26 protein-coding genes are annotated in these 25,735 nt (G+C 68.2%); 10 read left to right on the top strand and 16 right to left on the bottom strand.

What is annotated here, in order from left to right; genetic code table 11:
• Nucleotides 1–346: 346 nt before the first annotated feature.
• A complete protein-coding gene (locus ACXC9Q_RS13810; protein ID WP_457056898.1) occupies nt 347–1,042 on the bottom strand; it encodes a DUF1707 SHOCT-like domain-containing protein in 696 nt (231 codons plus the stop codon).
• A gap of 96 nt (nt 1,043–1,138) precedes the next feature.
• Between ACXC9Q_RS13810 and ACXC9Q_RS13815 the strand changes: the two genes are divergently transcribed.
• From ACXC9Q_RS13815 to ACXC9Q_RS13825, 3 genes are all read left to right on the top strand, one after another.
• Nucleotides 1,139–1,450: a hypothetical protein gene (locus tag ACXC9Q_RS13815; protein ID WP_457056899.1), complete on the top strand. Its 312-nt coding sequence runs from the start codon at nt 1,139–1,141 to the stop codon at nt 1,448–1,450.
• A gap of 61 nt (nt 1,451–1,511) precedes the next feature.
• Nucleotides 1,512–3,179, top strand: a complete 1,668-nt coding sequence (locus ACXC9Q_RS13820) for a fumarate hydratase (protein ID WP_457056900.1) — start codon at nt 1,512–1,514, stop codon at nt 3,177–3,179.
• A 66-nt stretch (nt 3,180–3,245) separates the two neighbouring features.
• Nucleotides 3,246–3,662: a nitroreductase/quinone reductase family protein gene (locus tag ACXC9Q_RS13825; RefSeq protein ID WP_457056901.1), complete on the top strand. Its 417-nt coding sequence runs from the start codon at nt 3,246–3,248 to the stop codon at nt 3,660–3,662.
• A 3-nt stretch (nt 3,663–3,665) separates the two neighbouring features.
• On the opposite strand, the gene ACXC9Q_RS13830 is transcribed toward ACXC9Q_RS13825, so the two are convergent.
• The 7 genes from ACXC9Q_RS13830 to ACXC9Q_RS13860 form a co-directional block, all read right to left on the bottom strand.
• Nucleotides 3,666–3,824: a hypothetical protein gene (locus tag ACXC9Q_RS13830; RefSeq protein WP_457056902.1), complete on the bottom strand. Its 159-nt coding sequence runs from the start codon at nt 3,822–3,824 to the stop codon at nt 3,666–3,668.
• A gap of 95 nt (nt 3,825–3,919) precedes the next feature.
• Nucleotides 3,920–4,579, bottom strand: a complete 660-nt coding sequence (locus tag ACXC9Q_RS13835; protein WP_457056903.1) for a DUF402 domain-containing protein — start codon at nt 4,577–4,579, stop codon at nt 3,920–3,922.
• Nucleotides 4,576–5,979 carry a class II fumarate hydratase gene (locus ACXC9Q_RS13840; protein ID WP_457056904.1) on the bottom strand — a complete coding sequence of 468 codons (1,404 nt, stop codon included), beginning with the start codon at nt 5,977–5,979 and terminating at the stop codon, nt 4,576–4,578. The genes ACXC9Q_RS13835 and ACXC9Q_RS13840 overlap by 4 nt, the downstream gene beginning before the upstream one ends.
• Nucleotides 5,980–6,023: 44 nt before the next feature.
• A complete protein-coding gene (locus ACXC9Q_RS13845; protein WP_457056905.1) occupies nt 6,024–6,761 on the bottom strand; it encodes a spermidine synthase in 738 nt (245 codons plus the stop codon).
• On the bottom strand, nt 6,680–7,390 hold the full coding sequence (locus ACXC9Q_RS13850; RefSeq protein ID WP_457056906.1) for an aggregation-promoting factor C-terminal-like domain-containing protein: 711 nt from the start codon (nt 7,388–7,390) through the stop codon (nt 6,680–6,682). Before ACXC9Q_RS13850 ends, ACXC9Q_RS13845 begins: the two co-directional genes overlap by 82 nt.
• Before the next feature lie 182 nt (nt 7,391–7,572).
• Complete coding sequence (locus tag ACXC9Q_RS13855; RefSeq protein ID WP_329481362.1) at nt 7,573–8,907, bottom strand: PhoH family protein; 1,335 nt, start codon at nt 8,905–8,907, stop codon at nt 7,573–7,575.
• Between the two features lie 350 nt (nt 8,908–9,257).
• Nucleotides 9,258–10,037, bottom strand: a complete 780-nt coding sequence (locus tag ACXC9Q_RS13860; protein ID WP_328526752.1) for an isoprenyl transferase — start codon at nt 10,035–10,037, stop codon at nt 9,258–9,260.
• A gap of 262 nt (nt 10,038–10,299) precedes the next feature.
• Here ACXC9Q_RS13860 and trhA point away from each other — a divergent pair, with 262 nt between their 5' ends.
• The gene (gene trhA / locus ACXC9Q_RS13865) at nt 10,300–10,995 is read left to right on the top strand and encodes a PAQR family membrane homeostasis protein TrhA (RefSeq protein WP_457056907.1); all 696 of its coding nucleotides are present in this window, start codon (nt 10,300–10,302) and stop codon (nt 10,993–10,995) included.
• Between the two features lie 21 nt (nt 10,996–11,016).
• Here the strand turns inward: trhA and ACXC9Q_RS13870 are convergent, their stop codons facing one another.
• The gene (locus ACXC9Q_RS13870; protein WP_457056908.1) at nt 11,017–11,463 is read right to left on the bottom strand and encodes a MarR family winged helix-turn-helix transcriptional regulator; all 447 of its coding nucleotides are present in this window, start codon (nt 11,461–11,463) and stop codon (nt 11,017–11,019) included.
• Nucleotides 11,464–11,568: 105 nt separating this feature from the next.
• Here ACXC9Q_RS13870 and ACXC9Q_RS13875 point away from each other — a divergent pair, with 105 nt between their 5' ends.
• The gene (locus tag ACXC9Q_RS13875; protein WP_457056909.1) at nt 11,569–12,738 is read left to right on the top strand and encodes a phosphotransferase; all 1,170 of its coding nucleotides are present in this window, start codon (nt 11,569–11,571) and stop codon (nt 12,736–12,738) included.
• Nucleotides 12,739–12,929: 191 nt separating this feature from the next.
• The gene (locus tag ACXC9Q_RS13880; protein WP_405068770.1) at nt 12,930–13,310 is read left to right on the top strand and encodes a hypothetical protein; all 381 of its coding nucleotides are present in this window, start codon (nt 12,930–12,932) and stop codon (nt 13,308–13,310) included.
• Here the strand turns inward: ACXC9Q_RS13880 and ACXC9Q_RS13885 are convergent.
• From ACXC9Q_RS13885 to ACXC9Q_RS13895, 3 genes are all read right to left on the bottom strand, one after another.
• A complete protein-coding gene (locus ACXC9Q_RS13885) occupies nt 13,307–14,734 on the bottom strand; it encodes a M20/M25/M40 family metallo-hydrolase (protein WP_457056910.1) in 1,428 nt (475 codons plus the stop codon). The two genes, ACXC9Q_RS13880 and ACXC9Q_RS13885, sit on opposite strands and share 4 nt — an antisense overlap.
• 95 nt (nt 14,735–14,829) lie before the next feature.
• Nucleotides 14,830–16,884, bottom strand: coding sequence for a M4 family metallopeptidase (locus ACXC9Q_RS13890; RefSeq protein ID WP_457056911.1), 2,055 nt, complete (start codon nt 16,882–16,884; stop codon nt 14,830–14,832).
• A gap of 250 nt (nt 16,885–17,134) precedes the next feature.
• Nucleotides 17,135–19,111 carry a thioredoxin domain-containing protein gene (locus ACXC9Q_RS13895; protein ID WP_457056912.1) on the bottom strand — a complete coding sequence of 659 codons (1,977 nt, stop codon included), beginning with the start codon at nt 19,109–19,111 and terminating at the stop codon, nt 17,135–17,137.
• Nucleotides 19,112–19,174: 63 nt separating this feature from the next.
• Between ACXC9Q_RS13895 and ACXC9Q_RS13900 the strand changes: the two genes are divergently transcribed.
• Nucleotides 19,175–19,711: a nitroreductase family protein gene (locus ACXC9Q_RS13900; RefSeq protein WP_457056913.1), complete on the top strand. Its 537-nt coding sequence runs from the start codon at nt 19,175–19,177 to the stop codon at nt 19,709–19,711.
• On the opposite strand, the gene ACXC9Q_RS13905 is transcribed toward ACXC9Q_RS13900, so the two are convergent.
• The 3 genes from ACXC9Q_RS13905 to mca all read right to left on the bottom strand — a co-directional run bounded on the left by ACXC9Q_RS13905 (nt 19,697) and on the right by mca (nt 22,035).
• Nucleotides 19,697–20,722, bottom strand: a complete 1,026-nt coding sequence (locus tag ACXC9Q_RS13905) for a copper resistance D family protein (protein ID WP_457056914.1) — start codon at nt 20,720–20,722, stop codon at nt 19,697–19,699. The two genes, ACXC9Q_RS13900 and ACXC9Q_RS13905, sit on opposite strands and share 15 nt — an antisense overlap.
• 115 nt (nt 20,723–20,837) lie before the next feature.
• Nucleotides 20,838–21,140: a hypothetical protein gene (locus tag ACXC9Q_RS13910; RefSeq protein WP_457056915.1), complete on the bottom strand. Its 303-nt coding sequence runs from the start codon at nt 21,138–21,140 to the stop codon at nt 20,838–20,840.
• Nucleotides 21,141–21,171: 31 nt separating this feature from the next.
• Nucleotides 21,172–22,035 (bottom strand): mycothiol conjugate amidase Mca, encoded by an 864-nt coding sequence (gene mca / locus ACXC9Q_RS13915; protein WP_457056916.1) that lies wholly within the window; start codon nt 22,033–22,035, stop codon nt 21,172–21,174.
• A gap of 58 nt (nt 22,036–22,093) precedes the next feature.
• Here mca and ACXC9Q_RS13920 point away from each other — a divergent pair, with 58 nt between their 5' ends.
• The 3 genes from ACXC9Q_RS13920 to ACXC9Q_RS13930 all read left to right on the top strand — a co-directional run bounded on the left by ACXC9Q_RS13920 (nt 22,094) and on the right by ACXC9Q_RS13930 (nt 24,661).
• Complete coding sequence (locus tag ACXC9Q_RS13920) at nt 22,094–22,522, top strand: DUF4307 domain-containing protein (protein WP_457056917.1); 429 nt, start codon at nt 22,094–22,096, stop codon at nt 22,520–22,522.
• 194 nt (nt 22,523–22,716) lie between these two features.
• Nucleotides 22,717–23,229: a transcription elongation factor GreA gene (gene greA / locus ACXC9Q_RS13925; protein ID WP_457056918.1), complete on the top strand. Its 513-nt coding sequence runs from the start codon at nt 22,717–22,719 to the stop codon at nt 23,227–23,229.
• A gap of 190 nt (nt 23,230–23,419) precedes the next feature.
• Entirely contained in the window at nt 23,420–24,661 is a 1,242-nt protein-coding gene (locus ACXC9Q_RS13930; protein WP_457056919.1) for an MFS transporter, read from the top strand.
• On the opposite strand, the gene ACXC9Q_RS13935 is transcribed toward ACXC9Q_RS13930, so the two are convergent.
• Nucleotides 24,643–25,641, bottom strand: a complete 999-nt coding sequence (locus tag ACXC9Q_RS13935) for a hypothetical protein (RefSeq protein ID WP_457056920.1) — start codon at nt 25,639–25,641, stop codon at nt 24,643–24,645. The genes ACXC9Q_RS13930 and ACXC9Q_RS13935 overlap by 19 nt on opposite strands.
• Between the last annotated feature and the right edge of the window lie 94 nt (nt 25,642–25,735).

Raw genomic sequence — 25,735 nt, forward strand, 5'->3', positions numbered from 1 at the left:
CAGGCGTTGCAACAATCCCCTGAATCTGCCCACCCGATCCGGGACGAGATCCTCCCCACCTGGCGGCAACCAACAGAACAAGGCCGACCGCCGGGACCCGAAGGAGGCGAACGAACCACCCACGGATACGTCCGAAGAGCCGGACATCCCCCCGAAGTTGCGCAGCGGGCTGGGGCGGAGCGGGATCAGGGGACGAGCGCGCCGAGATCTTCGTGCGTACGCCACGGTGGCCGGTGTGAGCTGCGGTGCGGTGACGGAAACAGCGTCCCCTCCGGAGTCGGCGCGACGACGGACATGCCCCTCCCGAGGGTGCGTCAGCGACTTCGGGACGGCGCCGGCCCGTGGGTCAGGTGAGGCCGAGGCGTTTGGTTAGGCGGGGGCCTCGTTTGATTTTGATTTCGCCGAGGATGGCGGTGCCGCGGATGTGGAAGGTCTTGGGGTGGGCGGCCGGGGTGTTGGGGTCGGGGACGGCGCCGAGGCCGGCTTCCTGTTCGGAGACGGAGCCGAGGATGGGGTTGCTGTCGAGCATGACGATCGCGTTCTGGGGGACGCGGATCTTCACGTCGGCCAGGATCGACTTCACGTCGACGTGGACCTCGTCGAACGGGATCTGGGCCTCGGTGTAGTCCAGCGTGACGTCGCCGAGGACCGCGTTCACCTCCTGACGCTGCGGCACGAGCCAGCCGCCGAGGCGCTTGGTCTCCGACATGAACGCGTTGATCGCCGCGCCGGACTCGACCATCGCTCCGCTGTACTGCGGGCTGACGGCCGGGACTCCCGGTGCGCGCGGGCCGTTCGGCAGGTCGGCGGTGAGCTCGACGAGTTCGCCGTACGTCTTGGAGGCGTACAGAGTCTCCAGGCGCTCCTCGAGCTCGGCGTACGACAACCGCCCTTCGCCCGCGGCATCGCGCAGTACGTCGGCGACCTCCTCCCGCTCGTGATCCGACACCCGCCGGCGCAACGCCAGCTCGTCACCGGTTGGCGCCTGCGCGGGCACGGCATCCTGCGGTCGATTCTCCTGGGGAACGTCATCCTGAGCCACGCCAAAACCATACGCGCGCCCCAGCCGCACCGCCGCCAGTTTCTTCCCCGATTCACCCCTGACCCGATCCCTGATCCCGGGCTCATACTGTCCACCATGGACTGGGGTGCGGTGCGCAATGGAAAGCTCCTGGCGGCGGTGTACCTGATCGCCCTCGTGATGCTGTACGCGGGTGTCCTGTGGCTCCTGATCCAGCAGTGGACCGGAACGGAGTCGATGGGCCTTGCCGCCCCGATCCTGTTCTTCGCCGGTGGGCTCGCGATCATCGCGCTGGCCGTCGCGCTCCGGCGCCGGATGCCCATGCGGACGACCGGGCTGACGAAGAGCATGACCGGCCACCAGCGCGCCTACTACCGGCTCTCGCTCGGGTTTGAGGTGCCGGGGGCGTGGCGCGCGATCAAGGGGTGAGCGAGCGGGGCTCTGGTGGCCGAATTAGGCTGGGAGGGCTCAGGCCACTTGTTTTGGAGGTATGTCGGTGTCCGCTGACTTCGATTACTCGGATCTGTTGCCGCTCGGAGCGGACGAGACGGAGTACCGGTTGCTGACGACCGAGGGTGTCAGCACGTTCACGGCCGGCGGCCGGACCTTCCTGCAGGTGGAGCCGCAGGTGCTGCAGGCGCTGACCGCGGAGGCGATGCACGACATCTCGCACTACCTGCGGACCGCGCACCTCACGCAGTTGCGACGGATCATCGACGACCCGGAGGCGTCCGGGAACGACCGGTTCGTCGCGCTCGACCTGCTGAAGAACGCGAACATCTCGGCCGGCGGCGTACTGCCGATGTGCCAGGACACCGGCACCGCGATCGTGATGGGCAAGAAGTCCGAGGGCGTGCTCACCGGCGCGGTCGACGAGGAATGGATCAGCCGCGGCGTGTACGACGCCTACACCAAGCTGAACCTGCGCTACTCGCAAATGGCCCCGCTGAACATGTGGGACGAGAAGAACACCGGCTCCAACCTGCCGGCCCAGATCGAGCTGTATTCGACCCCGGCCAAGGACGACCCGGCGTACAAGTTCCTGTTCATGGCCAAGGGCGGCGGCTCGGCGAACAAGTCGTTCCTGTTCCAGGAGACCAAGGCGGTGCTCAACCCGGCCGGGATGATGAAGTTCCTGGACGAGAAGATCCGCTCCCTGGGTACGGCGGCCTGCCCGCCGTACCACCTCGCGGTCGTGGTCGGCGGGACATCGGCGGAGTTCGCGCTGAAGACCGCGAAGTACGCCTCGGCGCACTACCTCGACTCGCTGCCGACGGCGGGATCGCCGGTGGGGCACGGGTTCCGGGACGTGGAGCTGGAGGAGGAAGTCTTCAAGCTCACGCAGCAGTTCGGGATCGGCGCGCAGTTCGGCGGGAAGTACTTCTGCCACGACGTCCGGGTGATCCGGCTGCCGCGGCACGGCGCGTCTTGCCCGGTCGCGATCGCGGTCTCGTGCTCCGCGGACCGGCAGGCGCTCGCGAAGATCACGCCGGAGGGTGTGTTCCTGGAGCAGCTCGAGCGCGATCCGGCCCGCTTCCTGCCGGACACGACCGACGAGTACCTCGCTGACGACACGAACGTCGTCCATGTTGATCTGAACCGGCCGATGAGCGAGATCCGGGCAGAGCTGTCCAAGCTCCCGGTGAAGACGCGGCTCTCGCTGAGCGGGCCGCTCGTGGTGGCGCGCGACATCGCGCACGCCAAGATCAAGGAGCGGCTGGACGCGGGCGAGCCGATGCCTGACTACCTGCGCGATCACGCGGTGTACTACGCCGGTCCGGCCAAGACGCCCGAGGGGTACGCGTCGGGGTCGTTCGGGCCGACGACGGCGGGGCGGATGGACGCGTACGTCGATCAGTTCCAGGCGGCCGGTGGATCGTTCGTGATGCTTGCCAAGGGCAACCGGTCGGCGAAGGTGACGGCCGCGTGCAAGGAGCACGGCGGGTTCTACCTGGGCTCGATCGGTGGACCGGCGGCGCGGCTGGCGCAGGACTGCATCAAGTCGGTCGATGTGATCGAGTACGCCGAGCTCGGTATGGAAGCCGTGTGGAAGATCCAGGTCGAGGACTTCCCCGCCTTCATCGTCGTAGATGACAAGGGCAACGACTTCTTCACCGACACCGCCAAGCCGGTGCCGCTCACGGTCCGCCCGCGCTAACTTCTTGACGGCATCGGGTGATCGCAGGACCCTCGGGATCGGGGGTGGTGTGTGATGGGCCGGAGAATGCTGAGGTTCGGGAATCGGATCGGCGTGTGGATGTACCGCACCCTCGACGGGCGGCTGGCCAGCGGCAGCAAGGACGTCCACGTGCTGATGCTGACCACGCCCGGCCGTCGGACCGGCGTACCGCGCTCGACGTGCGTGCGCTACCTGGAAACGCCCGACGGCCTGATCGTCTGGGGCACCGGGTCGGGATCACGCCAGGATCCGGACTGGTTCCGCAACCTGCGCGCCGCCGGGACGACCGACGCGCAGATCGGCGCGAAGCACAGCCTCATGCACGCCCGCGAGCTGACCGGTCCGGAGCGGCACACCGTGTGGACGAACGTCATCCTGCGCGAGGATCCTGGCATCGGCCGGTTCGCGACGAAGGCCAAGCGCACGATCCCGGTGGCCGTCCTGGAGCCGGTGGAGAGGTGACGCTCAGCCGGCCTTGCTGTCGACAGCTTCGGGCAACTTGAGCATGAGCGTCTTCGCGGCCTGAACCAGGTCGGCTTCATTGTGCCCGAAGGCCTGGAGGTAGCTTCGCAGCGCGGATCGCAGCAGCTGGAGCTCCTCGTCCTGCAACTCGATGGTGTACATGTTTCCAAGGTAAGTCCGAACCCGCCGGATGGAAGCGCTCGTGACCCACCCGTTGTGCGGAGTTTTTCAGCCGGTGCGGAGGAGGACTTGTGGGGTCAACTGTGTAGCTCCTCGGCGATCAGGTCGGGTTGATGGGTGGTGGGCGCCGCGGGAAGGCGCCAGTGGAGTGGCGGGGTCCAGGACTGCCAGCCGTCGGCGAATGGGGAGGTCCACGCCTCGATCTCGCGGACGGCGGCGTGGGCGTCGGCGATGATGCGGTCGGCCTCGGCGGCGGTGTAGCGCCCGGCGGTCACCGCGCCTTCCAGTTCGTCCTCGTCCTTCCACTCGATCGTCCGGTCCGGATGGATCCACAGATCGAGGACGCGGTCGACCGTGCTGGTCCGAAGACCCTCCCGGACATGCGGTGCCTCGAGATTCACGTACCAGCCGCGGAACGTGCGGTCGTCGTCCCAGAAGTGCCAGACCGACCACGGCTTGCCCGGCGGCAGCACCTTCAGGATCCCGGTGCCGCGCCAGACGTCCAGCTTCAGCACCCGGTCCGCGGTGAACATCCCGACCGGACCGGCGTACCGGGTCTCCCGTCCGTCCACCAGCACCGGCTTGATCAGCGGCGTACCGGGCGCGAGCCAGGCGACCAGCCCGTCCGTGTCGTCACGCACCACCGTCATCGGCCGGACGTTCGGCTTGTCCGCATGCCGCCCGGTCCCCTGGTACACCCACTCGATCGTCGTCCCCGGCTCCCAGTACGCCGTCACGAGTCGGCCGGCCGGGTCATCGAGAGGACGTCGAGGGCCGCATCCAACTGCTCTTCGGTCAGGTCACCCTTTTCGACGTGGCCGTTCTCGATCACGACCTCGCGGATCGTTTTGCCTTGTTTCAAAGCGCTCTTGGCCACCGCCGCGGCATTCTCGTACCCGATGTGGCGATTCAGCGGCGTCACGATCGACGGCGACGACTCGGCCAGCGCGCGGGCGTGCTCGACGTTCGCGGTGATGCCGTCGACGCAGCGATCGGCCAGCAGACGGGTGCTGTTGGCGAGCAGGGTGATGGACTCGAGCAGGTTGCGCGCGATCACCGGCAGCATCACGTTGAGCTCGAAGTTGCCTCCGGCACCGGCCACGGTGATCGCCGTGTCGTTGCCGATCACCTGGGCGGCGACCATCAGCGTCGCCTCGCAGATCACCGGATTCACCTTGCCGGGCATGATGCTCGACCCCGGCTGCAGGTCCGGCAGCGCGATCTCCCCCAGCCCGGCACGTGGTCCGGACCCCATCCAGCGCAGGTCGTTGCAGATCTTCGTCAGGCTGACCGCGACCGTCTTCAGTTGCCCGGACAGCTCGACCAGGCCGTCCCGCGCACCCTGGGCCTCGAAGTGGTCCTCGGCCTCGCTGAACTGGAGCCCGGTCCGCCGGTTCAGCTCGGCGATCACGGCCGCGGCGAACCCGGGCGGCGTGTTGATGCCCGTCCCGACGGCCGTCCCGCCGAGCGGGAGCTCAGCCACCCGCGACAACGTCCCCCGGACCCGATCCGCCCCGCGACCCACCTGCTGCGCGTACCCGTTGAACTCCTGCCCGAGCGTCACCGGCGTCGCGTCCATCAGGTGCGTCCGCCCCGACTTCACCACCTCGGCGAACTCGGATCCCTTACGAGACAGGGAATCCGCCAGGTGCTCGAGGGCCGGCAACAACTCGTGGACAACGCCCGCCGTCGCCGCGACGTGGATCGCCGACGGGAAGGTGTCGTTGCTGGACTGGGACGCGTTCACGTGGTCGTTCGGATGCACGTCGGCGCCGTGCGACCGGGTGGCCAGTGTCGCGAGCACCTCGTTCGCATTCATGTTCGTCGAGGTGCCCGAGCCGGTCTGGAACACGTCGATCGGGAACTCCGCGTCGTACTCCCCCGCGGCCACCTGGTCCGCGGCGGCCACGATCGCGGCAGCCCGCTCGTCGTCCAGCACGCCGAGCTCAGCGTTCACCACGGCCGCCGAGGCCTTGATCTGCGCGAGCGCGTGCACGAGCGCCGGAGCCAGCGGCCGCCCGGAGATCGGGAAGTTCTCCACCGCGCGCTGGGTCTGCGCCCGCCACAACGCGTCCCGAGGCACCTTGACCTCGCCCATCGTGTCGTGCTCGATCCTGAATTCCACGTTGTCACCCATACCTGCAGAGTACGTCGCTCCGCGTCGTCCCCGGCGACGGATCGTCAGCCTGTGGAAAACGAACCCTGGTACACGTAGTAGGTCTCGTCACGCCCCTGCAGCGTCACCGGAACCGGCGTCACCTGGCAGGCACCGAAGACCGACGAGACGGCGGACGCCAGCGCGTCCGACGCAGACGACGACCAGACCGTGAGTACGCCGCCGGTCCGCAACTTGGACCGGCACACGGTCAGGAACGATGACGAGTAGATCGCTGAGTTCTCGTTGTAGACAAGGAAGTCCGGGCCGTTGTCGACGTCCAGGAGAATCGCGTCCAGGGACGCGTCCGCCGTCGCGGTGACCACATCTCGGACGTCACCGAGCGAGACAGACACCCGGGGATCGTCGAGGACCGACGGCACCAGGCCGGACCGCATCCACGCCACCAGGTCGGGCTCGATCTCGGCGACGACCACCGAACCCAAGCGGGCGTCGGCGAGCAGCGCACGGACGGTGTAGCCGAGGCCCAGACCACCCACGAGCACCCGGTCGGGCCGCCGTACCGAGGCCAGCGCCGCCGACGCCAGCAGCTCCTCACTCGAGGTCTCGCGGTCGTCCATCACGAAGACGCCGTTCACCCGCAGTTCGAGGGCCTCGTCGTCGCGCCGGCGCAGAACCAGTTCGCCGCGTTCACTGACAGCCCGTGCCAGCTCGGTCAGCGTCAGTACCAGCCCTTGGCCTGGGAGTGGCCCCAGGCGGAGCAGGGGGAGCCGTAGGTGTTCTCGATGTAGTCGAGGCCCCACTTGATCTGGACGACCGGGTTGGTGCGCCAGTCGGAGCCGTAGGCCGCCATCCGGTTGCCGGGAAGGGCCTGCGGGATGCCGTACGCCGAGGAGGACGGGTTGTCGGCGTCGACCCGCCAGCGGGACTCCTTGTTCCACAGCTTCTCGAGACAGCTGAACTGGCTCTCGCCCCAGCCGTGGTCGGGCAGGAGGTTCATCGCGACCTCCTTGGGCGTGCCCTCGAGCTTCTTCCGCTCGGCATCGCGGCTGGCCCGCTCCTCGCGCGAGTTCTCGTCGGTCTTCTGCAGCGCCTCGTAGCGCTTGAGTGCGGCGTTCTTGGCTGCCTGCTTCAGGTCGGACTGGTCCTGCGCGGCCTTCCGCGCGGCCCTCCGCGCGACCTCGACAGCCTCGACCTGGATCCGCATCCGGGCCACCTCCTGGGCCTGCTGCTTGGCGGCCTCCGGCTTGATCGACGGCATGGCGGCGGCGTGGGCCTTCTCGCTGTTCAGCACGGCCATCTCGGCCCGCCCGGAGACCTGCTCCGAGGCGCTGCTGCTCCCGGGGGAGCTGAAGAGGTCGATACTGGCGACAACGGAGACGACGACGATCCCAGTCACTGAGAGAGCCGCGACGGAGCGCTTCGCTTTCATCTGTCCTTCCGAGAAAACCCGACCCCCGTCGGCTGCAACGAGAACATACTCTGGCGTAAACCGAGCGTGATCACAAGCAGGTCACGAACGAACGGTGCGGCCGCCTGTGTGGCGGCCGCACCGTCGGCCCGAAGTCTTACGCGTGCTTTACAGATCAAATTACCTAAAACCCTACACACTCCTTACAGCTGCAGGTCATCCAGCATCTCGGTGACCAGCGCGGCGATCGGCGAGCGCTCGGACCGTGTCAGCGTCACATGCGCGAACAGCGGGTGCCCCTTCAGTTGCTCGACCACGGCGACCACACCGTCGTGCCGGCCGACCCGCAGGTTGTCGCGCTGGGCGACGTCGTGGGTGAGCACGACCCGTGAGTTCGCACCGACGCGGGACAGCACCGTGAGCAGCACGTTGCGCTCGAGCGACTGCGCCTCGTCCACGATCACGAACGCGTCGTGCAGCGACCGGCCACGGATGTGGGTCAGCGGCAGCACCTCGAGCATGCCGCGGTCCATCACCTCGTCGATCACGTCACCGCTGGTGAGCGCACCGAGCGTGTCGTACACGGCCTGTGCCCACGGCTGCATCTTCTCCGACTCCGAGCCGGGCAGGTACCCGAGCTCCTGGCCACCGACCGCGAACAACGGCCGGAACACGACCACCTTCTTGTGCTGCCGCCGCTCCATCACCGCCTCCAGCCCGGCGCAGAGCGCGAGCGCCGACTTACCGGTACCCGCCCGGCCACCGAGCGAGATGATCCCCACGTCCGGGTCCAGCAGCAGGTCGAGCGCGACCCGCTGTTCGGCCGACCGGCCACGGATACCGAACGCCTCCCGGTCGCCGCGGACCAGCCGGATCCGCTTGTCCGGCATCACCCGGCCGAGCGCACTGCCCCGGTCGGACAGCAGCACCAGCCCGGTGTGGGTCGGGAACTCACCGGCCTGCGGCAGCTCCAGTACGCCGTTCTCGTACAGGTCGTCCACATCGCGCGTCTCGACCTCGAGCTCGCTCATCCCGGTCCAGCCGGACTCCAGCGTCAGCTCGGCCCGGTACTCCTCGGCCATCAGGCCGCAGGCCGACGCCTTGACCCGCATCGGCAGGTCCTTCGAGACCAGCGTGACGTCCTTGCCCTCGGCCTTGAAGTTGCAGGCCACGGCCAGGATGCGGCTGTCGTTGTCGCCGAGCCGGAAGCCGGCCGGCAAGGTCTCCGGATCGGTGTGGTTCAGTTCGACCCGGAGGGTTCCACCCTTCTCTCCCACTGGCAGGGGCGCGTCCAGACGTCCATGAAGGATCCGGAGCTCGTCGAGCAGCCGCAGTGCGGTGCGAGCGAAGTAACCGAGTTCCGGGTGATGCCGTTTGCCCTCCAATTCGGTGACGACGACCACCGGGACGACCACCTCGTGCTCGTCGAACCGCACCATCGCGTGCGGGTCGGACAGGAGTACGGAGGTGTCCAGCACAAAAGTGCGCTGGGCCGGTGTGGATGAGGTACTTGACGCCTTGGCGTGGGTGGCAGCCATGTCGCACGTCCTCTCGGGCCGCGACGTGCACCACGCCCGGCCCACCAGTGGTTAGGTGTTGGACCGGGAGCGGGGGTGATCTCGTGCAGATCCCCTCCGGACCGCCGCACGAGCGGATCCGGGAACCAGTGAGATCGAGACCTGGGGTCTCGGGCACTCCGTTCTGCCCCTCATGGGGCAACCGGCTGGCGAACGATTCTCAAGCTGATCGGGCCTCCCGGACAGCCGGCTTCCCCTCCGACCGTCATAGTCAGGGTAGGAGGGTCCTGCAAACCCCGCAGCCCGACACGCCCGGCCACGGGGTTAACGGTGTGTTACACCTTCCACCCCCGCGAGGTGTGGACGCGGGGTCAGGTCCCGAACCGGCGCTCTCGCTGCGCATAACTGCGGACCGCCCGCAGGAAGTCGACGTGCCGGAAGTCCGGCCACAGAGCTTCACAGAAGTAGAACTCGCTCAACGCGCTCTGCCACAGCAGGAAACCGCCCAGGCGCTGCTCACCCGACGTCCGGATGACCAGGTCCGGGTCCGGCTGGCCCTTCGTGTACAGGTGCCGGGCGATGTGCTCGACGTCGACCCGCTCGGCCAGCTCCTCGATCGAGATGCCCTGCGCGGCCTCCTCGAGCAGCAGCGAGCGGACGGCGTCGGCCAGCTCGCGGCGGCCGCCGTACCCGACCGCGACGTTGACCAGCATCCCTTCGATGCCGTGCGTGTCCGCCTCGGCCGTCTTCAGTGCCTCGGCGGTGGCTCCGGGTAACAGGTCCAGCGCGCCGACCGGGTGGATCCGCCAGCGGCCGATCGCGGTCAGCTCCTCGACCGTCTGCTCGATGATCCGCAGCAGCGGCTCCAGCTCGTCGGCCGGACGGCTCAGGTTGTCCGTGGACAGCATCCAGACCGTGACGACCTTGACGCCGACGTCGTCGCACCAGTCGAGGAACTCGACGATCTTGTTCGCCCCGGCCTCGTGGCCGCGCGACACCGGGTCGCCGACCGCCCGGGCCCAGCGCCGGTTGCCGTCGATGATGACGCCGATGTGCCGCGGGATCCGGTCCGGCGACAAGGATCGCCGCAGCCGGCGCTCGTACAGGCCGTACACCGCATCGCGCAGTTTCTGCTTGCCAGGTGTCCGCATGGGCAGGGTGCTCTCCTCCAGTGCTCTCAGTCACGAGGCTAGCCCAGATTCGCCCCGGGTTGAGAGGGCACAGAGCACCTTGGAGCAAGCTGCCAGGAAGATCGAACTTTCGCCGAAGTTCTCGCGTCGGACACGCGAGGAGAGGTGTGCCACCCGGTGATCTCGCCTACATTTCATGCTTCCGAACCATTTGAACCTACGGTTCCGTAGGTTACGGTTGCGTAGGTACTGAACCGCCCCGGCACCCCTCGAAAGGACGGCGATGACCGCTACCAGCGCCCAGCCTCAGGAAGCGGGCCACCGGCTCTCCGGCCGGATCGGACCGCTCAAGCCGAAGCTTCGCGGCTGGCTCCATGCGGGCACCTTCCCGTTCGCGACTGCCGCCGGCATCGTGCTCATCTGTCTCGCCCCGCATGCCAACGCCCGCTGGGCCGCCGCCGTCTACACCGTGGGCGCGATGCTGCTGTTCGGTATCTCGGCGCTGTACCACCGGTTCTACTGGGGCCCGACCGGCGAGGCGATCCTGCGCCGGCTCGACCACAGCAACATCTTCCTGCTGATCGCCGGCACCTACACCCCGCTCGGGATGGTGCTGCTGCACGGCGAGGGTCGCGCGCTGATGCTCGGCCTGGTCTGGGGCGGCGCCCTGCTCGGCATCCTGTTCCGGATCTTCTGGGTGCACGCTCCGCGCTGGCTGTACACGCCGATCTACCTGGCGCTCGGCTGGGTCGCGATCTTCTGGATGGGTGACATCTACCACCAGGGCGGCGCCGCGGTGGTCACGCTGATCGCGATCGGCGGCGGCCTCTACTCGATCGGCGCGGTCGTCTACGGCACCAAGCGGCCGAACCCGTCACCGCGCTGGTTCGGCTTCCACGAGATCTTCCACGCGTTCACCGTGGCCGCGTTCGTCTGCCACTACATCGCCGTCAGCATCGCGACGTACCGGGCCGGCTAGGCCGGGTGTGGTGCTCCCGGCTCAGGCCCCGATCACCCGCAGGATCTCCCGGAATTCCTCGTAGCGCTCTGGGCCTAGCTGGTCCGCCCACAGCGCTTCGACGCGCTCGATCGCGGCCCGGCTGAACTCGACCGCCTCCTCCCCCCGGGCGGTACGCCGTACCAGCCGGACCCGGCGGTCGGCGCGGAGCCGGTCGGACTCGGTGTACCCGAGCCCCTGCAGGTAGTCCACGTGCTGCCCGAGCGCCTGCTTCGTCATCAACGCGACCTCGGCCAGATCGGTGATCCGCGCCCCGTCCGGCGGAATCAGCTCGAGCAGCCGGTAGTGCGAGACCCGCAGGCCCGGGAAGTCGTCCGACACCGCCAAGATCTCCTCCCGGAGCCGCCGCAGTGCTCCTCCGAGCAACCCGGCGATGTGCTCGGGCCACGGGCCCGACGGCCGGCCCGACAGGTCATTGACGGAAGTCATAAGGCCACTTTACTATCTCGATAGTAAGGCTGCTTTACTTCCTTCTGAAGACTGGCAGAAGGTCGGGGCGGACGCTGGGCAGCCAGACCGCATGGGGGGAACGACATGATCACCGCACTCGAGCCACTCGGCCGCGACGCCTTGGCCGGCCACGACTTCACCGCGCTGGTCCGGACGATCACCGGCGATCCGGCCGCCACGCCTGGCGACGTCCGGGTCGAACCGGTCGACTACCCGATCGGCACACCGAGCACCGCGGCGCTGCTCCGGCTTTTCGGTACGGCGACCACCGCGGCCGGCGACACGGTCGGCTGGTCGTGTTTCGTGAAGAAGTTCCAGTCGCCGCGACACTGGGCGTACATCGACATGGTGCCCGAGCAGTTCCGGGCGGCGTTCATCCAGAACCTGCCCTGGCAGCTCGAGATCGCCGTACACCGCAGCGGCATCGCCGACGTCCTCCCGGACGGCATGCGCCTGCCCCAGGCCTACCGGATCGACGTGTACGACGACGACCGCGGCACCCTGTGGATGGAGAACATCGTCCAGGAGCCCGGTCCATGGCCGATGGAGCGGTTCGAGCGGGCGGCGTACCTGCTCGGCCTGCTCTCCGCCCGGCGTCAGCCACATCTGGTCGAGCCACTGCTCCCCCGCGGCAACGTCACCACCCCGGGCGTCGGACTGCGGTACTACACCGGCGGGCGCGTGCAGACGTCCGCACTGCCGGCGATCGCCGACCCCGAGACGTGGCGGCACCCGCTGCTCGCCGCGGCGGTCTGCAACGTCGGCGACCACCGGCTGCGTGACGATCTGCTCGAGCTGGGCGAACGGCTGCCCGCCGTACTGGACGCTCTCGACGCGCTGCCACAGTGCTACCAGCACGGGGATGCGAGTCCGCAGAATCTTCTCGTGCCGGAGGGGACGGACGAGTTCGTGGTGATCGACTGGGGGTTCGACTGCCCGCAGGCGGTCGGGTTCGACCTGGGGCAGTTGCTCGTCGGGCTGGCGCACGCCGGTGAGCTGGCGTCCGAGGCGCTGCCGGCCGTGCACAAGGTCATCCTGAAGGCGTTCATCAAGGGCTTGGCCGCGGAGGGGATGCAGGTGACCGAGGAGCAAGTGCTGTACGGCTACCTCGGCTCGCTGTGCGCTCGCGCAACCTTCACCGCACTGCCGTTGGAGGAGATCACCAAGATGAGCGACGGTGCCTCGCTCGCGCTGTTCGAGGATCGCGTCCTGCTCACCCGTGCGCTGGTCGACCTGGTGTCACCGGTCGTCTGACGATCACATCTCAGTCGTGTCACAGCTGCAACGAACGGCACGTCTACGGGTATCCATGGTGCGTGAGGAACTTCAGCAGGTACGCCGCAGTCGCCGCAGTCGCCGGTCTCGTCCTGAGCGGGTGCGGCAACGAGTCCGACGGCGGAGTGGGCAACCCCCCGCCCTCCCCTGCATCGAGTAGCGCACCGACTGTGACGCAGTCGACCCCGGTCGGCGCAGGGCTGCCACTGACGGTGTCGAGGAAGGGTGGGTTCGCCGGCTTCGACGATCAGGTGCTGATCGGCACCGACGGTGTCGCCACGGTGAGCTCGCGCGGCAAGGACACGATCCGCTGCAAGCTCGATCCCACCCTGCTGGCGACCATCACCACGGCCGCTCAGCAGGTCGACTGGGCGAGCCTGGTCGCCACCAAGCCGACGGTCAAGCACCCCGACGACATGATCCTGGCGGTCTCCGCGAACGGGAAGACCGCCCGGCTCGAGGACCCCAAGGTGAAGCCGCTGGCGGCCCCGGTGGGCAAACTGCTCACCGAAGCCGCCATCCCACCGGGCAAGCTGTGCAAGCCGGTCTAACTGGTCGTCAGTGCCACGTCGTCGATGACGAAGCTGGTCTGCAGCGACGAGTCCTCCTGCCCGAGGAACCGCACGGTGACGGCTTTCCCCTTGTAGGCAAGGACGTTCAGCGTCTTCTGCACGTACGACGTGGTGCGGTCGACGTTCGAGTACGTCGCCAGCGTCGCAGTTGTCCCATTGTCGACAATCTGAACTTTGACCGTGTCGTAGACCGTCGAGGTGGTCGTCTCGGCGGTGTCGATCCGGATCCACAACGACAGCGACGCCGCCGTCGCCGCGGCCGGGATCGCCACCGACTGACCGACGTTCTCGGTGCTGCTCCGGCCGTTGCCCTGCAGCCACGCCTTGTACGACCCGCCGTGCGCGGGCCGGGACGTGCTGTTAGTGATCACGCCGGTGGTTCCGGTCCAGTTCGCCGTACCGGATTCGAAGCCGGGGTTGAGGATCAGGTTGTCACCGCCGGGTGGCGGGCCGCTGGTGTAGTCCTTCCGGGCGTAGTTCCAGATCATGTGGCCGATGGCGTCAATCTGCCGATCCAGTGAGGTCAGGTCCAGGTTGCTGATGGTGTCGCAGGACCGGTGGTAGCAGGGGTCGAACGCCTGGTTCGCCGTACCACCCCACTTGGCCGCCTGGGCCGATGACTTGATCTCCTCGGCACCGGAGAAGGTCCCGGCGGTCGGGATGCCGAGCGACCGGAACGCCGCGTGGTCGGAGCGGCCCTGGACGTCGATGAACTCGGTCTGGATGCTCTTGCCGGCGAAGTACGAGACCAGGTCGTCGCGAGCACCGTTGCCGGCCGGGTTGTCGTCGTACACGAAGTAGCCCGGGTTCGGCGACGCGATCATGTCGAAGTTGAGGTACAGCTCGATCTTGTCGCGCTCGGCCGCGGGCAGGTTGTTGACGTAGTACTTCGAGCCGAGCAGGCCGAGCTCCTCGGCACCCCAGAATCCGAACCTCAATCGGTTCCTGGGCGTCTGGCCACTGGCGGCGTAGGCGAGGGCGGTTTCGAGTACGCCGGCGCTGCCAGAACCGTTGTCGTTGATCCCCGGACCGGCGCTGACGCTGTCCAGGTGCGAGCCGGCCATCACCACGTGGTTCGCGTCGCCGTGTGGCCACTCCGCGATCACGTTGTACGACGTACCCGCCGAGGTGGAGAAGGACTGCAGAGTGGTGGTGTAGCCGGCCGCGTCGAGCTTGGCCTTCACGTAGTCGGCCGAGGCCTTGTAACCGGCCCGGCCGGTGTAGCGGTTGCCACCGTTGCTGGTGGCAATCGATTGCAGCTGGTCGAGATGGACCTTGGTGTTGGTGACGGAGATGTCCGGGGACTCGACCGCGGCGGCGACGTTACTGCGGGCAATCGAAGGGGCAAGCAGCGCACCGGCCACGAGGACGGCGCCGAGTCCGGAGACAAGGGACTTGTGCATGGGCGGATCTCCTTTGGCCTCAATCAAAGAAGAAGAATCCGGGGCGCGCAGGCCAGCGGGCGGTGGGCCGCGCGCGCCCCGGACGGGTTACCGCGTCAGCTCGCGGTGAGCGAGGTGTCGTCGATGACGAAGCTGGTCTGAAGGGAGGAGTCCTCCTGGCCGACGAACTTCACCGTGACGGTCTTCCCCTTGTACTGCGACACGTTGAGCGTCTTCTGGACGTACGACGTGTTCTTGTTCAGGTTCGAGTACGTCGCCAGCGTCGTGGTGGTCGAACCGTCGACCACCTGCACCTTCGCCGTGTCGTACGCCGTCGAGGTGGTGGTCTCGGCGGAGTCGATCCGGATCCAGAACGACAGCGTGGCCGTGGTCGCCGAGGCCGGGATCGCGACCGACTGGCCGACGTTCTCGGTGGTGGCGCGACCGTTGCCCTGCAGCCACAGCTTCCAGCTGCCGGTGCGCGCCGGACGGCCGGTGTCGTTGGTGATCGGGCCGGCGGTGCCGGTCCAGTTCACCGCGCCGGACTCGAAGCCCGGGTTCTGCAGCAGGTTGTCACCGCTGGGCGGCGGCTCGGTGCCACCGCTGCACTTGGCCGCGCCGGCCGGAACCGAGATCCCGCTGAAGGCAGCCTCGATGCCCTTGCACTGGGCCGAGTCGGCGCCGTACAACTCGACCGCGGAGGTGATGGCACCCTCCCGGGCGTCCTTGTAGGTGCTGCCCGAGCTCAGCTTGGTGCTCAGCGTGCGGTACCAGACCTTGGCGGCGACGTCGTGGCCGACACCGGTGATGGTGGCGCCGTTGCAGGCGGTGCTGCTGTGCGTCACACCGCCGATGACCTTGCTGCCGGTGCCCTCGGAGGCCAGGTAGAACCAGTGGTTCAGCGGGCCGGAGGAGTAGTGCGGGTCGAGTCCGCCGGTGCTGGTCGACCAGCAGTCCACGCTGGCTCCGTCCTTCGACGGCTTGTCCATGTAGCGCAGCGGCGTTCCGTTGCCGTTGATGTTGATCTTCTCGCCGATCAGGTAGTCACCCGGGTCGGACGAGTTGTTCGCGGAGAACTCGACCATGGTGCCGAAGATGTCGGAGGTGGCCTCGTTCAGGCCGCCCGCGTCACCGGAGTAGTTCAGGTTGGCGGTCGCCTCGGTGACACCGTGGCTCATCTCGTGACCGGCGACGTCGATGGCGGTCAGCGGGTGGGTGTTGCCCGAGCCGTCGCCGTACGTCATCTGGGTGCCGTCCCAGAACGCGTTCACGTACGCGTTGCCGTAGTGGGTCCGGGAACGAGCGCCCTGACCGTTGTTGAAGATGCCGTTCCGGCCGTGGACGTTCTTGTAGTAGTCCCAGGTCAGCTGGGCGCCGTAGTGCGCGTCCACACCGGCGGTCTGGCGGTTCGACGCTGCGCCGGTGCCCCAGGTGTCGTCAGGGTCGGTGAACGTGGTGCCGTTGCCGGAGGTCGCACCGTTGAGGTCGGTGGTGAAGTTGCCACCGCGGCTAGGGTCGGTCATGGTGAAGCTGCCCGACGTGCCGATGCTGACGGTGCCGGAGTACATCGAGTTGCCAGTGCCGGTCTTGATCTCGTCGTCCTGGTCCAGCAGGGCGCCGGTCTTGGCGTCGATGAACGAGTGCAGCACCGACGGGGTCTGGTCCGGCTTGACGCCGGTGGTGACGACCTCGTAGGCGAGCACGGGCTTGCTCGGCGTCACGAAGACGACCAGCGATCCCTTGTTCGCGGTGGCCTTGAACTTCGCGGACTGCGCGGCCTTGGAGAGCGCGGCCGACTGGGACAGCGTCGGCTTGGTCGCGACCCCGACGGCCTTGGCGCCGCGGTTGTAGGTGACTGTGATGGCACCGCCCACCGCCGCACCCTTGCGCTTGACGATCAGATCGCCGCCGACGACCTTCAGGCCGTTGTAGGTGCGGTCGTAGCGGACGTACTCGGTGCCGTCCGGGTCCTTGACCACGTCGCGGACCACGAGTTGTTCACCACTGGCGAGTCCGAGGGCTGCGGCCGTCTGCGCGGTCAGCGCCTGTTCGGCCTGGACGGCGGCGGGCTGGTTGAAGCCGGACGCCGGGAGCGGAGCCGTACGTTCCACGGCACCCGCGGGTGAGCCGGTGAACGCCCCGGCAAGACCCGCTGCCGCGACGATGGCCACCGCCCCTGCTGATGTCAGTCGTCTCAAGACAACATCTCCTCACGGTGTGGTCGCTGTTTGGGCGCAGCGACCGAATTCAATTGGGGACGCCGGATGCTGACTCAGCAGTGCCACTGCCTCATTTGTGACACTGTGTGTCGGGGCGTGCGAGTTCTGTTACATCCGACTGAGGGAGGACTCTGGTCGCCAGCGGCGCGGGAGTCAAGGGATCTGGGCGAAACGACAGGGAAAACCCGCACCCGTGCCGGTGTCAGGCCTGGGGTTTCAGTTCCCGGCGAAGGTCTTCCGGCAACACGAGCGGAAGCCGGCAGGTGAATTTCTGACAGACGTACGCCGCCGCCCGGCCGTCGACGAGATCCCGGCCCGCCATCAGCGGTACGGCGAGACCGGGGCCGCCGGCAACGATCGCCGTACCCCACGGCGCCGCGGTCAACGCGGTCCGGCGCAGCTCGGGTGAATCCCCCGCGATCGCGATCTCGAGTGGACCGGCGGCGATCGTCTCGGCGACCGCCAGCGCGCGGCCGGCGAACCTCGGCGCGCGGTCCGCGATGGTGGCCGAGGCCTGCAGCGCCTGCTCTGCGGCGGTTTCGTAGCGGACCGATCCGGTCAGGCTCGCGAGCGTCGTGAAGGCCTCGGCGGCCAGGCTGACCCCGGACGGGCTGGCGTTGTCGGTCGGGTCCTGCGGACGCCAGACCAGCTCCTCGGCGTCGGCCGCCGTGTCGAAGTAGGAGCCATCGGCAACGAACTGCTCCAAGGTCCGGTCCAGCAGCCGCTCGGCCGTCTCGAACCACTCGATGTTGCCGGTGGCACCCAACAGCGTCAGACAACCTTGCGCGTACGCCGTGTAGTCCTCGAGGACACCGTGAGCCGTGCCGCGCATCCCGTCGCGCGAGGTGCGATGGAGCCGGCCGGTGTCGTGGTCGAGGTGCACGTCCCGGACCAATCTGGCCGCGTGCTCGGCGGCTTCGACGTACTCGGGCTTGTCGAAGACGATGCCGGCGCGGGTGAGGGCGGTGATCGCCAGGCCGTTCCAGGCGGCGACCACCTTGTCGTCGCGGCCGGGGTAGGTGCGGTGGCTGCGGGCCTGCCGCAGGGTGGCCCGGATGCGCTGCCAGCGCTCGGGGTCGTCGGGGTCCGCGCGAAGCTGGAGGACCGAGGAGCCGTGCTCGAAAGTCCCGGTGACGTCGCAGAGGTCGATCACCCAGTCGACGTCGTCACCCAGCTCGTCACGCAGTTGCTCGGGGGTCCAGACGTAGTACTTGCCCTCCTCCCCCTCGGTGTCGGCGTCGAGGGCGGAGGCGAAACCACCTTCCGGCGTCCGGAGTTCCGTCAGGAGGAACTCGGCGGTCTCCTCGGCGACGCGCCGGGCGAGCGGGTCGCCGCCGACCGTCCACCAGTGTGTGTAGACGTCGAGCAGCAGGGCGTTGTCGTAGAGCATCTTCTCGAAGTGCGGGACGACCCACTGACCGTCGACCGAGTACCGCGCGAACCCGCCGGCGAGCTGGTCGTACATCCCACCCCGAGCCATCCGGTCGCAGGTCTGCGCGACCATCGCGAGCGCGTCGGCCGAACCGGTCCGGCGGTGGTGGCGGAGCAGGAAGTCGAGCACCATCGACGGCGGGAACTTCGGCGCCCGCCCGAACCCGGCGTCCACCGGATCGAAGTCGGTCCTCAGCAGCTGAACAGCCTTCGCGGTGTCGAACTCCCCCGGGACCGGTGGCTGCTGGGCTCCGAGCTGCTCGACCACTCGCCGGCCGATCCCGTCGATCTGGTCCCGCTTGGTCTGCCACGCGTCGGCCAGCGACTCCAGCACCTGCCGGAACGACGCCATCCCGCCGCGCGGATCCTTGGGAAAGTACGTGCCGCAGAAGAACGGCTCCGCGTCCGGCGTCAGGAACACCGACATCGGCCAGCCGCCCTGGCCGATCATCGCGACCGTCGCCGCCATGTAGATCGCGTCGACGTCCGGCCGCTCCTCCCGATCCACCTTGATGCTGACGAAGTGCTCATTCAGGTACGCCGCTGTCGCCTCGTCCTCGAATGACTCATGCGCCATCACGTGACACCAGTGACAAGCGGAGTACCCGACCGACAGGAACACGGGCACGTCCCGCTCCCGCGCCTCCTGGAACGCCTGGTCGGACCACTCCCGCCACGCCACCGGGTTCTCCGCATGCTGCCGGAGATACGGGCTGGTACTACGGCCGAGCTCGTTGACGGACGCCATGGCCCCACCGTATGCGCTTCGGTCGAGCGGAATGGACCGGGCCGGATGGGGGTTGCCTCTGGCATGCACGTTCATCCGTTGCTCGCGTCGCGGTTCAGCCCGCTTCGGTTCGATCCTGAGTGGACGATCACCGAGGAGGACGTGGAGTTGTTGCTGGAAGCCGCTCGCTGGGCGCCGTCGGCAGGCAACTCGCAGCCCTGGGCGTACTTCACGGCGCGGCGGGACGAGCCGGGGCACAAGCGGATCGTGCGGCATCTCGCGGCCAGCTCGGGACGGTGGGCACCGAGTGCCGGCCTGCTCGTCGTGACGATGGCGCATCGCTACATCGAGGACACCGACTGGGCCTACTCGGACTTCGCGGACTACGACCTCGGCCAGTCGGTGGCCCATCTGACGCTGCAGGCTCAGGCGATGGGTCTGGCCTGCCGGCAGTTCCGGGCCTTCGATCTCGACGGACTGACCGCCGACCTGGCGCCCGGGGCGGGATGGCACATCGTCTCGATGATCGCGGTCGGCCGGGCCGCGGAAGAACGCCCGCCGGACCGGGAGCGGCGTTCCGCGGCCGATCTGCGCACCGCTCCGTGGTCAGGCGGTCTGTGACAGGGCGACGGACAGGCCCAGGGTCAGGGCCATGACGAAGAGTTCGGTGCCGACGACCTGCCAGAACGGCGTACCGCCGTCGAGGAGGTTGCCGACGGCTCGGCGGCGCTGAAGACAGGCGAGGATGATCAGGAGCAGGAAGGCCCCGATCTTCGCGATCAGGAGCGCGCCGTAAGCGTCCGAGGTGAGGGCATCCAGGACCGAACCCCAGCCGCCACCCATCGCGGCCAGGCGGCCGGCGGCGCTGATCAGGCCGCTGAGGAGGACGGCGATCGACGAGATCAGCGCGACCTGGTTGAACCGCTCGAGCACGATCGGGAGTCCGGTCCGGCTGGCCCGTCCGTAGCGGACGAGACCCGCCAGGCCGCCGATCCACGTGGTCGCGGCGATGACGTGCACGACCAGGGCCGCCCCGGCGAGGACGACGTACGACTCGTTGCGCGGGTACGCCGTGAGCGCGGTCGGGACGAGGGCCGCGATGGCGATCAGGACGCCGAGACCCGCGGCCGACGAGGTCTGCACCCGGCGGATGCCGACGGCCAGGGCAAGGACCAGGATGCCGGTGATCAGCAGAGCCTTCACCTCGGGGACGCCGAGGGCGTCGTCGAGGCGGAAGCGGAGCAGGTTCACCGGGGTGTCGAGCAGGATCGACGCGGTGACGATCGCGCCGGCGAAGGCGCAGACCGCCCAGATGAAGGCCGAGTTGCTGGCATCCCGGACGGCGCGGCGCCCCTGGACGCCGAGCGGGCCGCCGTCGACCCGGAGCAGGACGACCGCGGCCAGCAGAGCGCCGGCGCAGCCGACGGTCGCGAGCGTGGCGATCAGCCGGAAGAACGGCAGCAGCCACGAGACGAATACGCTCGGCCCGCCGATCCCACCGAGGTAGCGGGGCTCACTGTCGGCCGCGAACAGGCCCACCACGAGGGCCACTGAGGCGATGACGATCGCACCCACGCCACCCGCGACCAGACGTCCGGGCATGCGATGCCGGGCGGCGCGGGTCGCGGTCACAGAGCGGACCCGGCTTCGGCACCATTCGACACGCGGCTCACTATAGGGTCAGCCGGAGGAGGGCCGCCCAGCCCGACACCATCTCGTGATCACCGTGTCGCGAAGCTGACGGAAATCAGTGCTGAGAGTGTTCCTTGGAATCACTCTGCGTCGGCTTCTCCGTCGTAGCCGCCGTATCCGTCGGCTCGGCATCGCCAGCCGGGGACGGAGAGCTGTCCGTGGTCGCTGGGCCGTCGGACGGTGCTGGGGCGTCCGCACCATCGCCGTCGAAGTCGATCTTCTTCAACTGCTTGCCCATGTTGCGCACCAGCAGCGCCGTGGCGGCACCGAGTGCGAGCACGATCAGCAGCGCGATCCACCCGGGGCGCACCGAGTTCGGATCGATCTCGGCCGTCAGAAGGGAGGTCGTCGCTATCACGCCACCAGTCTCTCACTGTCCACGCCCGCCGTCAGCGCAGCCCCGCGAACAGATCGTCCTCAGGTAGTTCCGGCTCGACCAGACTCCGGGCCAGCTCGTAGTCCTCGGTCGGCCAGGCCGCCTGGTGCACTTCCAGCGGTACGGCGAACCACGCGCCGTCGGGGTCGATCTGGGTGGCGTGCGCGAGCAGGGCCTTGTCCCGGGTGGCGAAGTACTCCGCGCACTCGACCCGGGTGGTGATCCGGCGCTCGTTCTCCGGGTCCGGCTTCCAGTCCTTGATGCGTTCGGCGTACGGCGACTCCAGGCCGCGCGCGATCATCGCGTCGTGCAGCGCCTTCATCCGCTCGTAGTGGAAGGTGTGGTGGTAGTACAGCTTGAGCGGCTGCCACGGCTCGCCGAGCTCCGGGTAGGCGTCCTTGTCGCCGGCCGCCTCGAACGCGGCCACGGTGATCGTGTGGCACATCACGTGATCCGGGTGCGGGTAGCCGCCGTTCTCGTCGTACGTCGTGACGACCTGCGGGCGGAACTCGCGGATCAGCTTCACCAGCGGGGCGGCGGCGTCCTCGACCTTAAGCGCGCCGAAGCAGCCCTCCGGCAACGGCGGCAGCGGATCGCCCTCGGGGAATCCCGAGTCCACCCAGCCGAGCCACTCCTGCCGGATGCCGAGGATCTCCCGGGCCGCGTCCATTTCCTTGCGGCGGATCTCGGTGATGTTCGCCAGCACCTCAGGGCGGTCCATCTTCGGGTTCAGGATCGACCCGCGCTCGCCACCGGTACACGTGGCCACCATGACCTCGACACCTTCGGCCACGTAGCGGGCCGTCGAAGCGGCTCCCTTACTCGACTCGTCATCCGGGTGGGCGTGCACATGCAACAACCGAAGATCTCCACTCACAAGACACAATGGTCCTCCAAGCCCAGCTCAAACCCACGACCGACCCCCTGGACCCCCGTTGACCGAGTCATCTGCCAGCATCCCGACCACCGACCTCGACGCCCGGTACGGACGGGACCGGAGGTCGCGCCGGCCGGTGCTGATCGGCGTGCTGGCCGTGGTGGTGCTGGCCGGTCTGGGCTGGCTGACGTGGGCGGCGGTGATCGGATCGAATCCGCCGGTGACGTCGCGGCTGCTCGGTTTCGAGGTGCTGTCGGCCACCAGCGCGAAGGCGACCATCCAGGTGGACCGGACCAAGTCCGTCGAGGCGAGCTGCCGCCTGCAGGCGAAGGCCGCCGACTTCTCGATCGTCGGCGAGCTCACCCTCACCATCCCGGCCGATTCCGCCCGCCACCAGACCCTCCCGGCCACCCTGACAACCCAGCGCACGGCCACCTCCGTCATCCTGATCGGCTGTACGACGGCCGACTCCCACCATCCCCACTGACGCGTCGGCAACCGATTGCCATCTCGACGGCCCCGACGCGGGAAAAACCTGCAGGCAAGCGGTTCCCCAGCGTTTGAGAGGTCAAAGAACTGTGGGGTTCTCCGCCGGATCTTGCTACGCTGAGTGGATTGGTCGCCGTCGACGACGGCGGCCAGAAGCATTTCTGCCCATCCCACCGACACAAGGAGCAGCCCGTGACGCAAAGGATCGAAGAGGACAGCGTTGTCTGGCTGACGCAGGACGGTTACGACCAGCTGAAGACTGAGCTCGAGCACCTCAAGGGCCCTGCCCGTGCCGAGATCACCCAGCGCATCAGCGAGGCCAGGGACGAGGGCGACCTGAAGGAGAACGGCGGCTATCACGCCGCCAAGGACGAGCAGGGCAAGATCGAGGCGCGGATCCGGCAGCTGGAGGACATGCTCCGCCGCGCCCGGGTCGGCGAGACCCCGAAGAAGGGCGGCAAGGTCGAGCCCGGGATGAAGGTCTCGATCAAGTTCGCCGGTGACGACGAGGTCGAGACGTTCCTGCTCGGCTCCCGCGAACTGCTCGCCCTCGACGCGTCGGTCGACATCGACGTGTATTCGCCGCAGTCCCCGCTCGGTTCGGCGATCCTGGGTAAGAAGAAGGGCGAGAAGGCCACCTACGAGGCCCCGAACGGCAAGGACGTCACCGTCGAGATCGTCGCTGCCGAACCCTTCACCGGCTGACCCACCCAGCTCCCAGCGCCCCGGTGGACAACCACCGGGGCGCTTGCTTTCGGCCTGGTGAGTGGCCGGCGCGAAGAGCTCCAGCTGGACGGTGACGCAGAAGGTACGGGATCGCAGACTTGAGTCTGAGGGACTCAACTTTGTTGATAGTTGAGTCGACACGGCTCAACTCGGCGCTTACGGTCGCCGCATGGGCATCCTCCGCCACCCCGATTTCCGTCGTCTGTGGATCGCAGACCTGCTCAGCCAGCTGGGCTCGCGCTTGAGCATGATCGCGATCCCGTTGCTCGCCGTACTCACCCTGGACGCGTCCACCCTCCAGGTCTCGCTGTTGCGGACGTGCGAGACCGCCGCGTGGCTATTGCTCGGCCTGTTCGCCGGTGCGTGGGTCGACCGGGTCAGATGTCTCCCGGTGCTCGTGTACGCCGATCTGGGTCGCGCACTGCTCTTCGCGTCGATCCCGGTTGCCGCGTGGTTCGGCGTACTGAGTCTCACGCAGCTGTACGTCGTACTGGCGCTGACCGGGATCCTCACGGTGCTGTTCGACGTGGCGCACAGCTCCTATCCACCCCGGCTGCTCGAGCCGGACCAGCTGTTGCCGGGCAATGCCAAGCTGGCCGCCAATCACTCCATCGGCGCGGTGATCGGCGCTGGTGCGGGCGGCGTACTCGTCCAGTGGATCGGTGCGGCCGTGACGATCGGACTGGACGCCCTGAGCTTCCTGTGGTCAGCACTATGGCTCCGCTCGATCCGTACGCCGGAAGCCCAGCCGGCGAAGGCGGACCGTCCCGACCTGCGCCGGGAGATCGCGGACGGCATGCGCTACGTCTTCACCCACCCACTACTGCGGCCGATCGCACTGAACACGGCAACGACCATGCTGTTCCAGGCAGCCGCCGGAGCGATCATGATCGTGTACCTGGTCCGCGAGGTTCACCTGCAGCCGGGGACGATCGGCGTACTCAGCATGATCGGTCTACTCGGAGCCATCGTCGCGTCAGCGGTCACGGAGAAGATCAGCAACCGGTACGGCGATGCCCGCACGCTCCTGCTCTCGTCGACGGGCATCGGCGTCGCGTTCACTCTGCAGGCGCTGACCGCACCGGGCTGGCAGGTGAGCTGGTACGTCGTCTCGATGCTGCTCGCCGGATTCTGCATCATCGTCAGCTACATCCTGCAGGTGAGCATCCGGCAGCGCGTGTGCCCACCGGAGCTGCAGGGCCGGGTGAGCGCCACCATGAGCTTCGTCGGCGCCGCTCCGCTCGGCAGTCTGCTGGGCGGAGTGCTCGGCACTGTCTTCGGACTGCACGCCACACTCTGGGTCGCCGGCCTGGCCGCACTGGCCGGCACGGTGTTCCTCTACCTCTCACCGTTCCGGACGCTGCGCACGGTCCCGGCGACCCAGCGGGCGGATCAGTCGGAGACGATCTGAGCGGTGCCGACCAGGACCTCGACGTCGAGGGCGGCGCGGCCGCGGCCGATCTCCACATCCTTGGACTGGCCCGAGACCGCACCGGTCCAGGTGACGCGGCCGAGCTGTGCTTCGGTGTGGACGCGGACGTCGGAGCCGCGACGCAGAGACACGTTCGCCGTACCGGACTCGACCCGGACACGGGAGCGGCCCTTGGTGATCTGCGCATCCAGGGTGGCCGAACCGGCCTGGACGAGCAGGTCGATCGGGCCGTCCACATCCGCGACCTTCGCCGTACCGGCGGTCACGCGGACCCGGGACAGCCCCGGCAGGCGCTCGGCGTTGACGCTGCCGCCGGTCACCTCGATCTCGACCTGGAGGCTCGGGTTGACCCGGATGGACAGCTCCTTGGCCAGGCCGTTCACGTGTGACTTCAGGTCGGTCGGGTTGCGCAGCATGCTGAACCCGTCGATCGAGACACCCATGTCGCCTTCGCTGCTGATCGCGAGGGTGTCGCCGTCACGCTTGATCACGTGCGGCCCGTCCACGGCGACGCCGTTGATCGCGGGCTCGCCGATCAACCGCACCCGCCGCCCGATGGCGCGCACGGTCACCCGCTGCACGCCCGCCGGTATCGGCACATTGCTGTGCTGTTCCTCGACGTCTTCTTCGACAACTTCGTCGGAAGCCGCCGGCGCCTCGTCCACAACACTGTCCTGGACGCCAGTGACGACGGTTTCGGCCACCGGCGAGTCGACCCCATCCAGTGAGTCCACCGCGTCCGGTGAGTCGACCGCGTCCGCCCAGACCGAGGCCGACGGAGTCTCGTCAGGTACGACGTCTTCGGCAACCGGAGGCTGTGCCGCCGGCTCGTCAGCCTGGGCCGTGCCCGGGGTCGTGATGGCGGCGATCAGGGTGGTGGCCTCCTCGGTGGAGAGGTGGCCCTTCGCGACCCGGTCGAGGATGTCCTTGACCCTTTGGTCGTAGCTCTGGTTGCTCATGCCCCCAGTCCAGCACCCCACTGGGTCGAAACCAATCCGGGATCGCCCCCAAAGCAGCAGTGCGGGCCCCGGAGAGTAGCCCGGGACCCGCAAC

The organism is Kribbella sp. CWNU-51 (assembly GCF_054073265.1).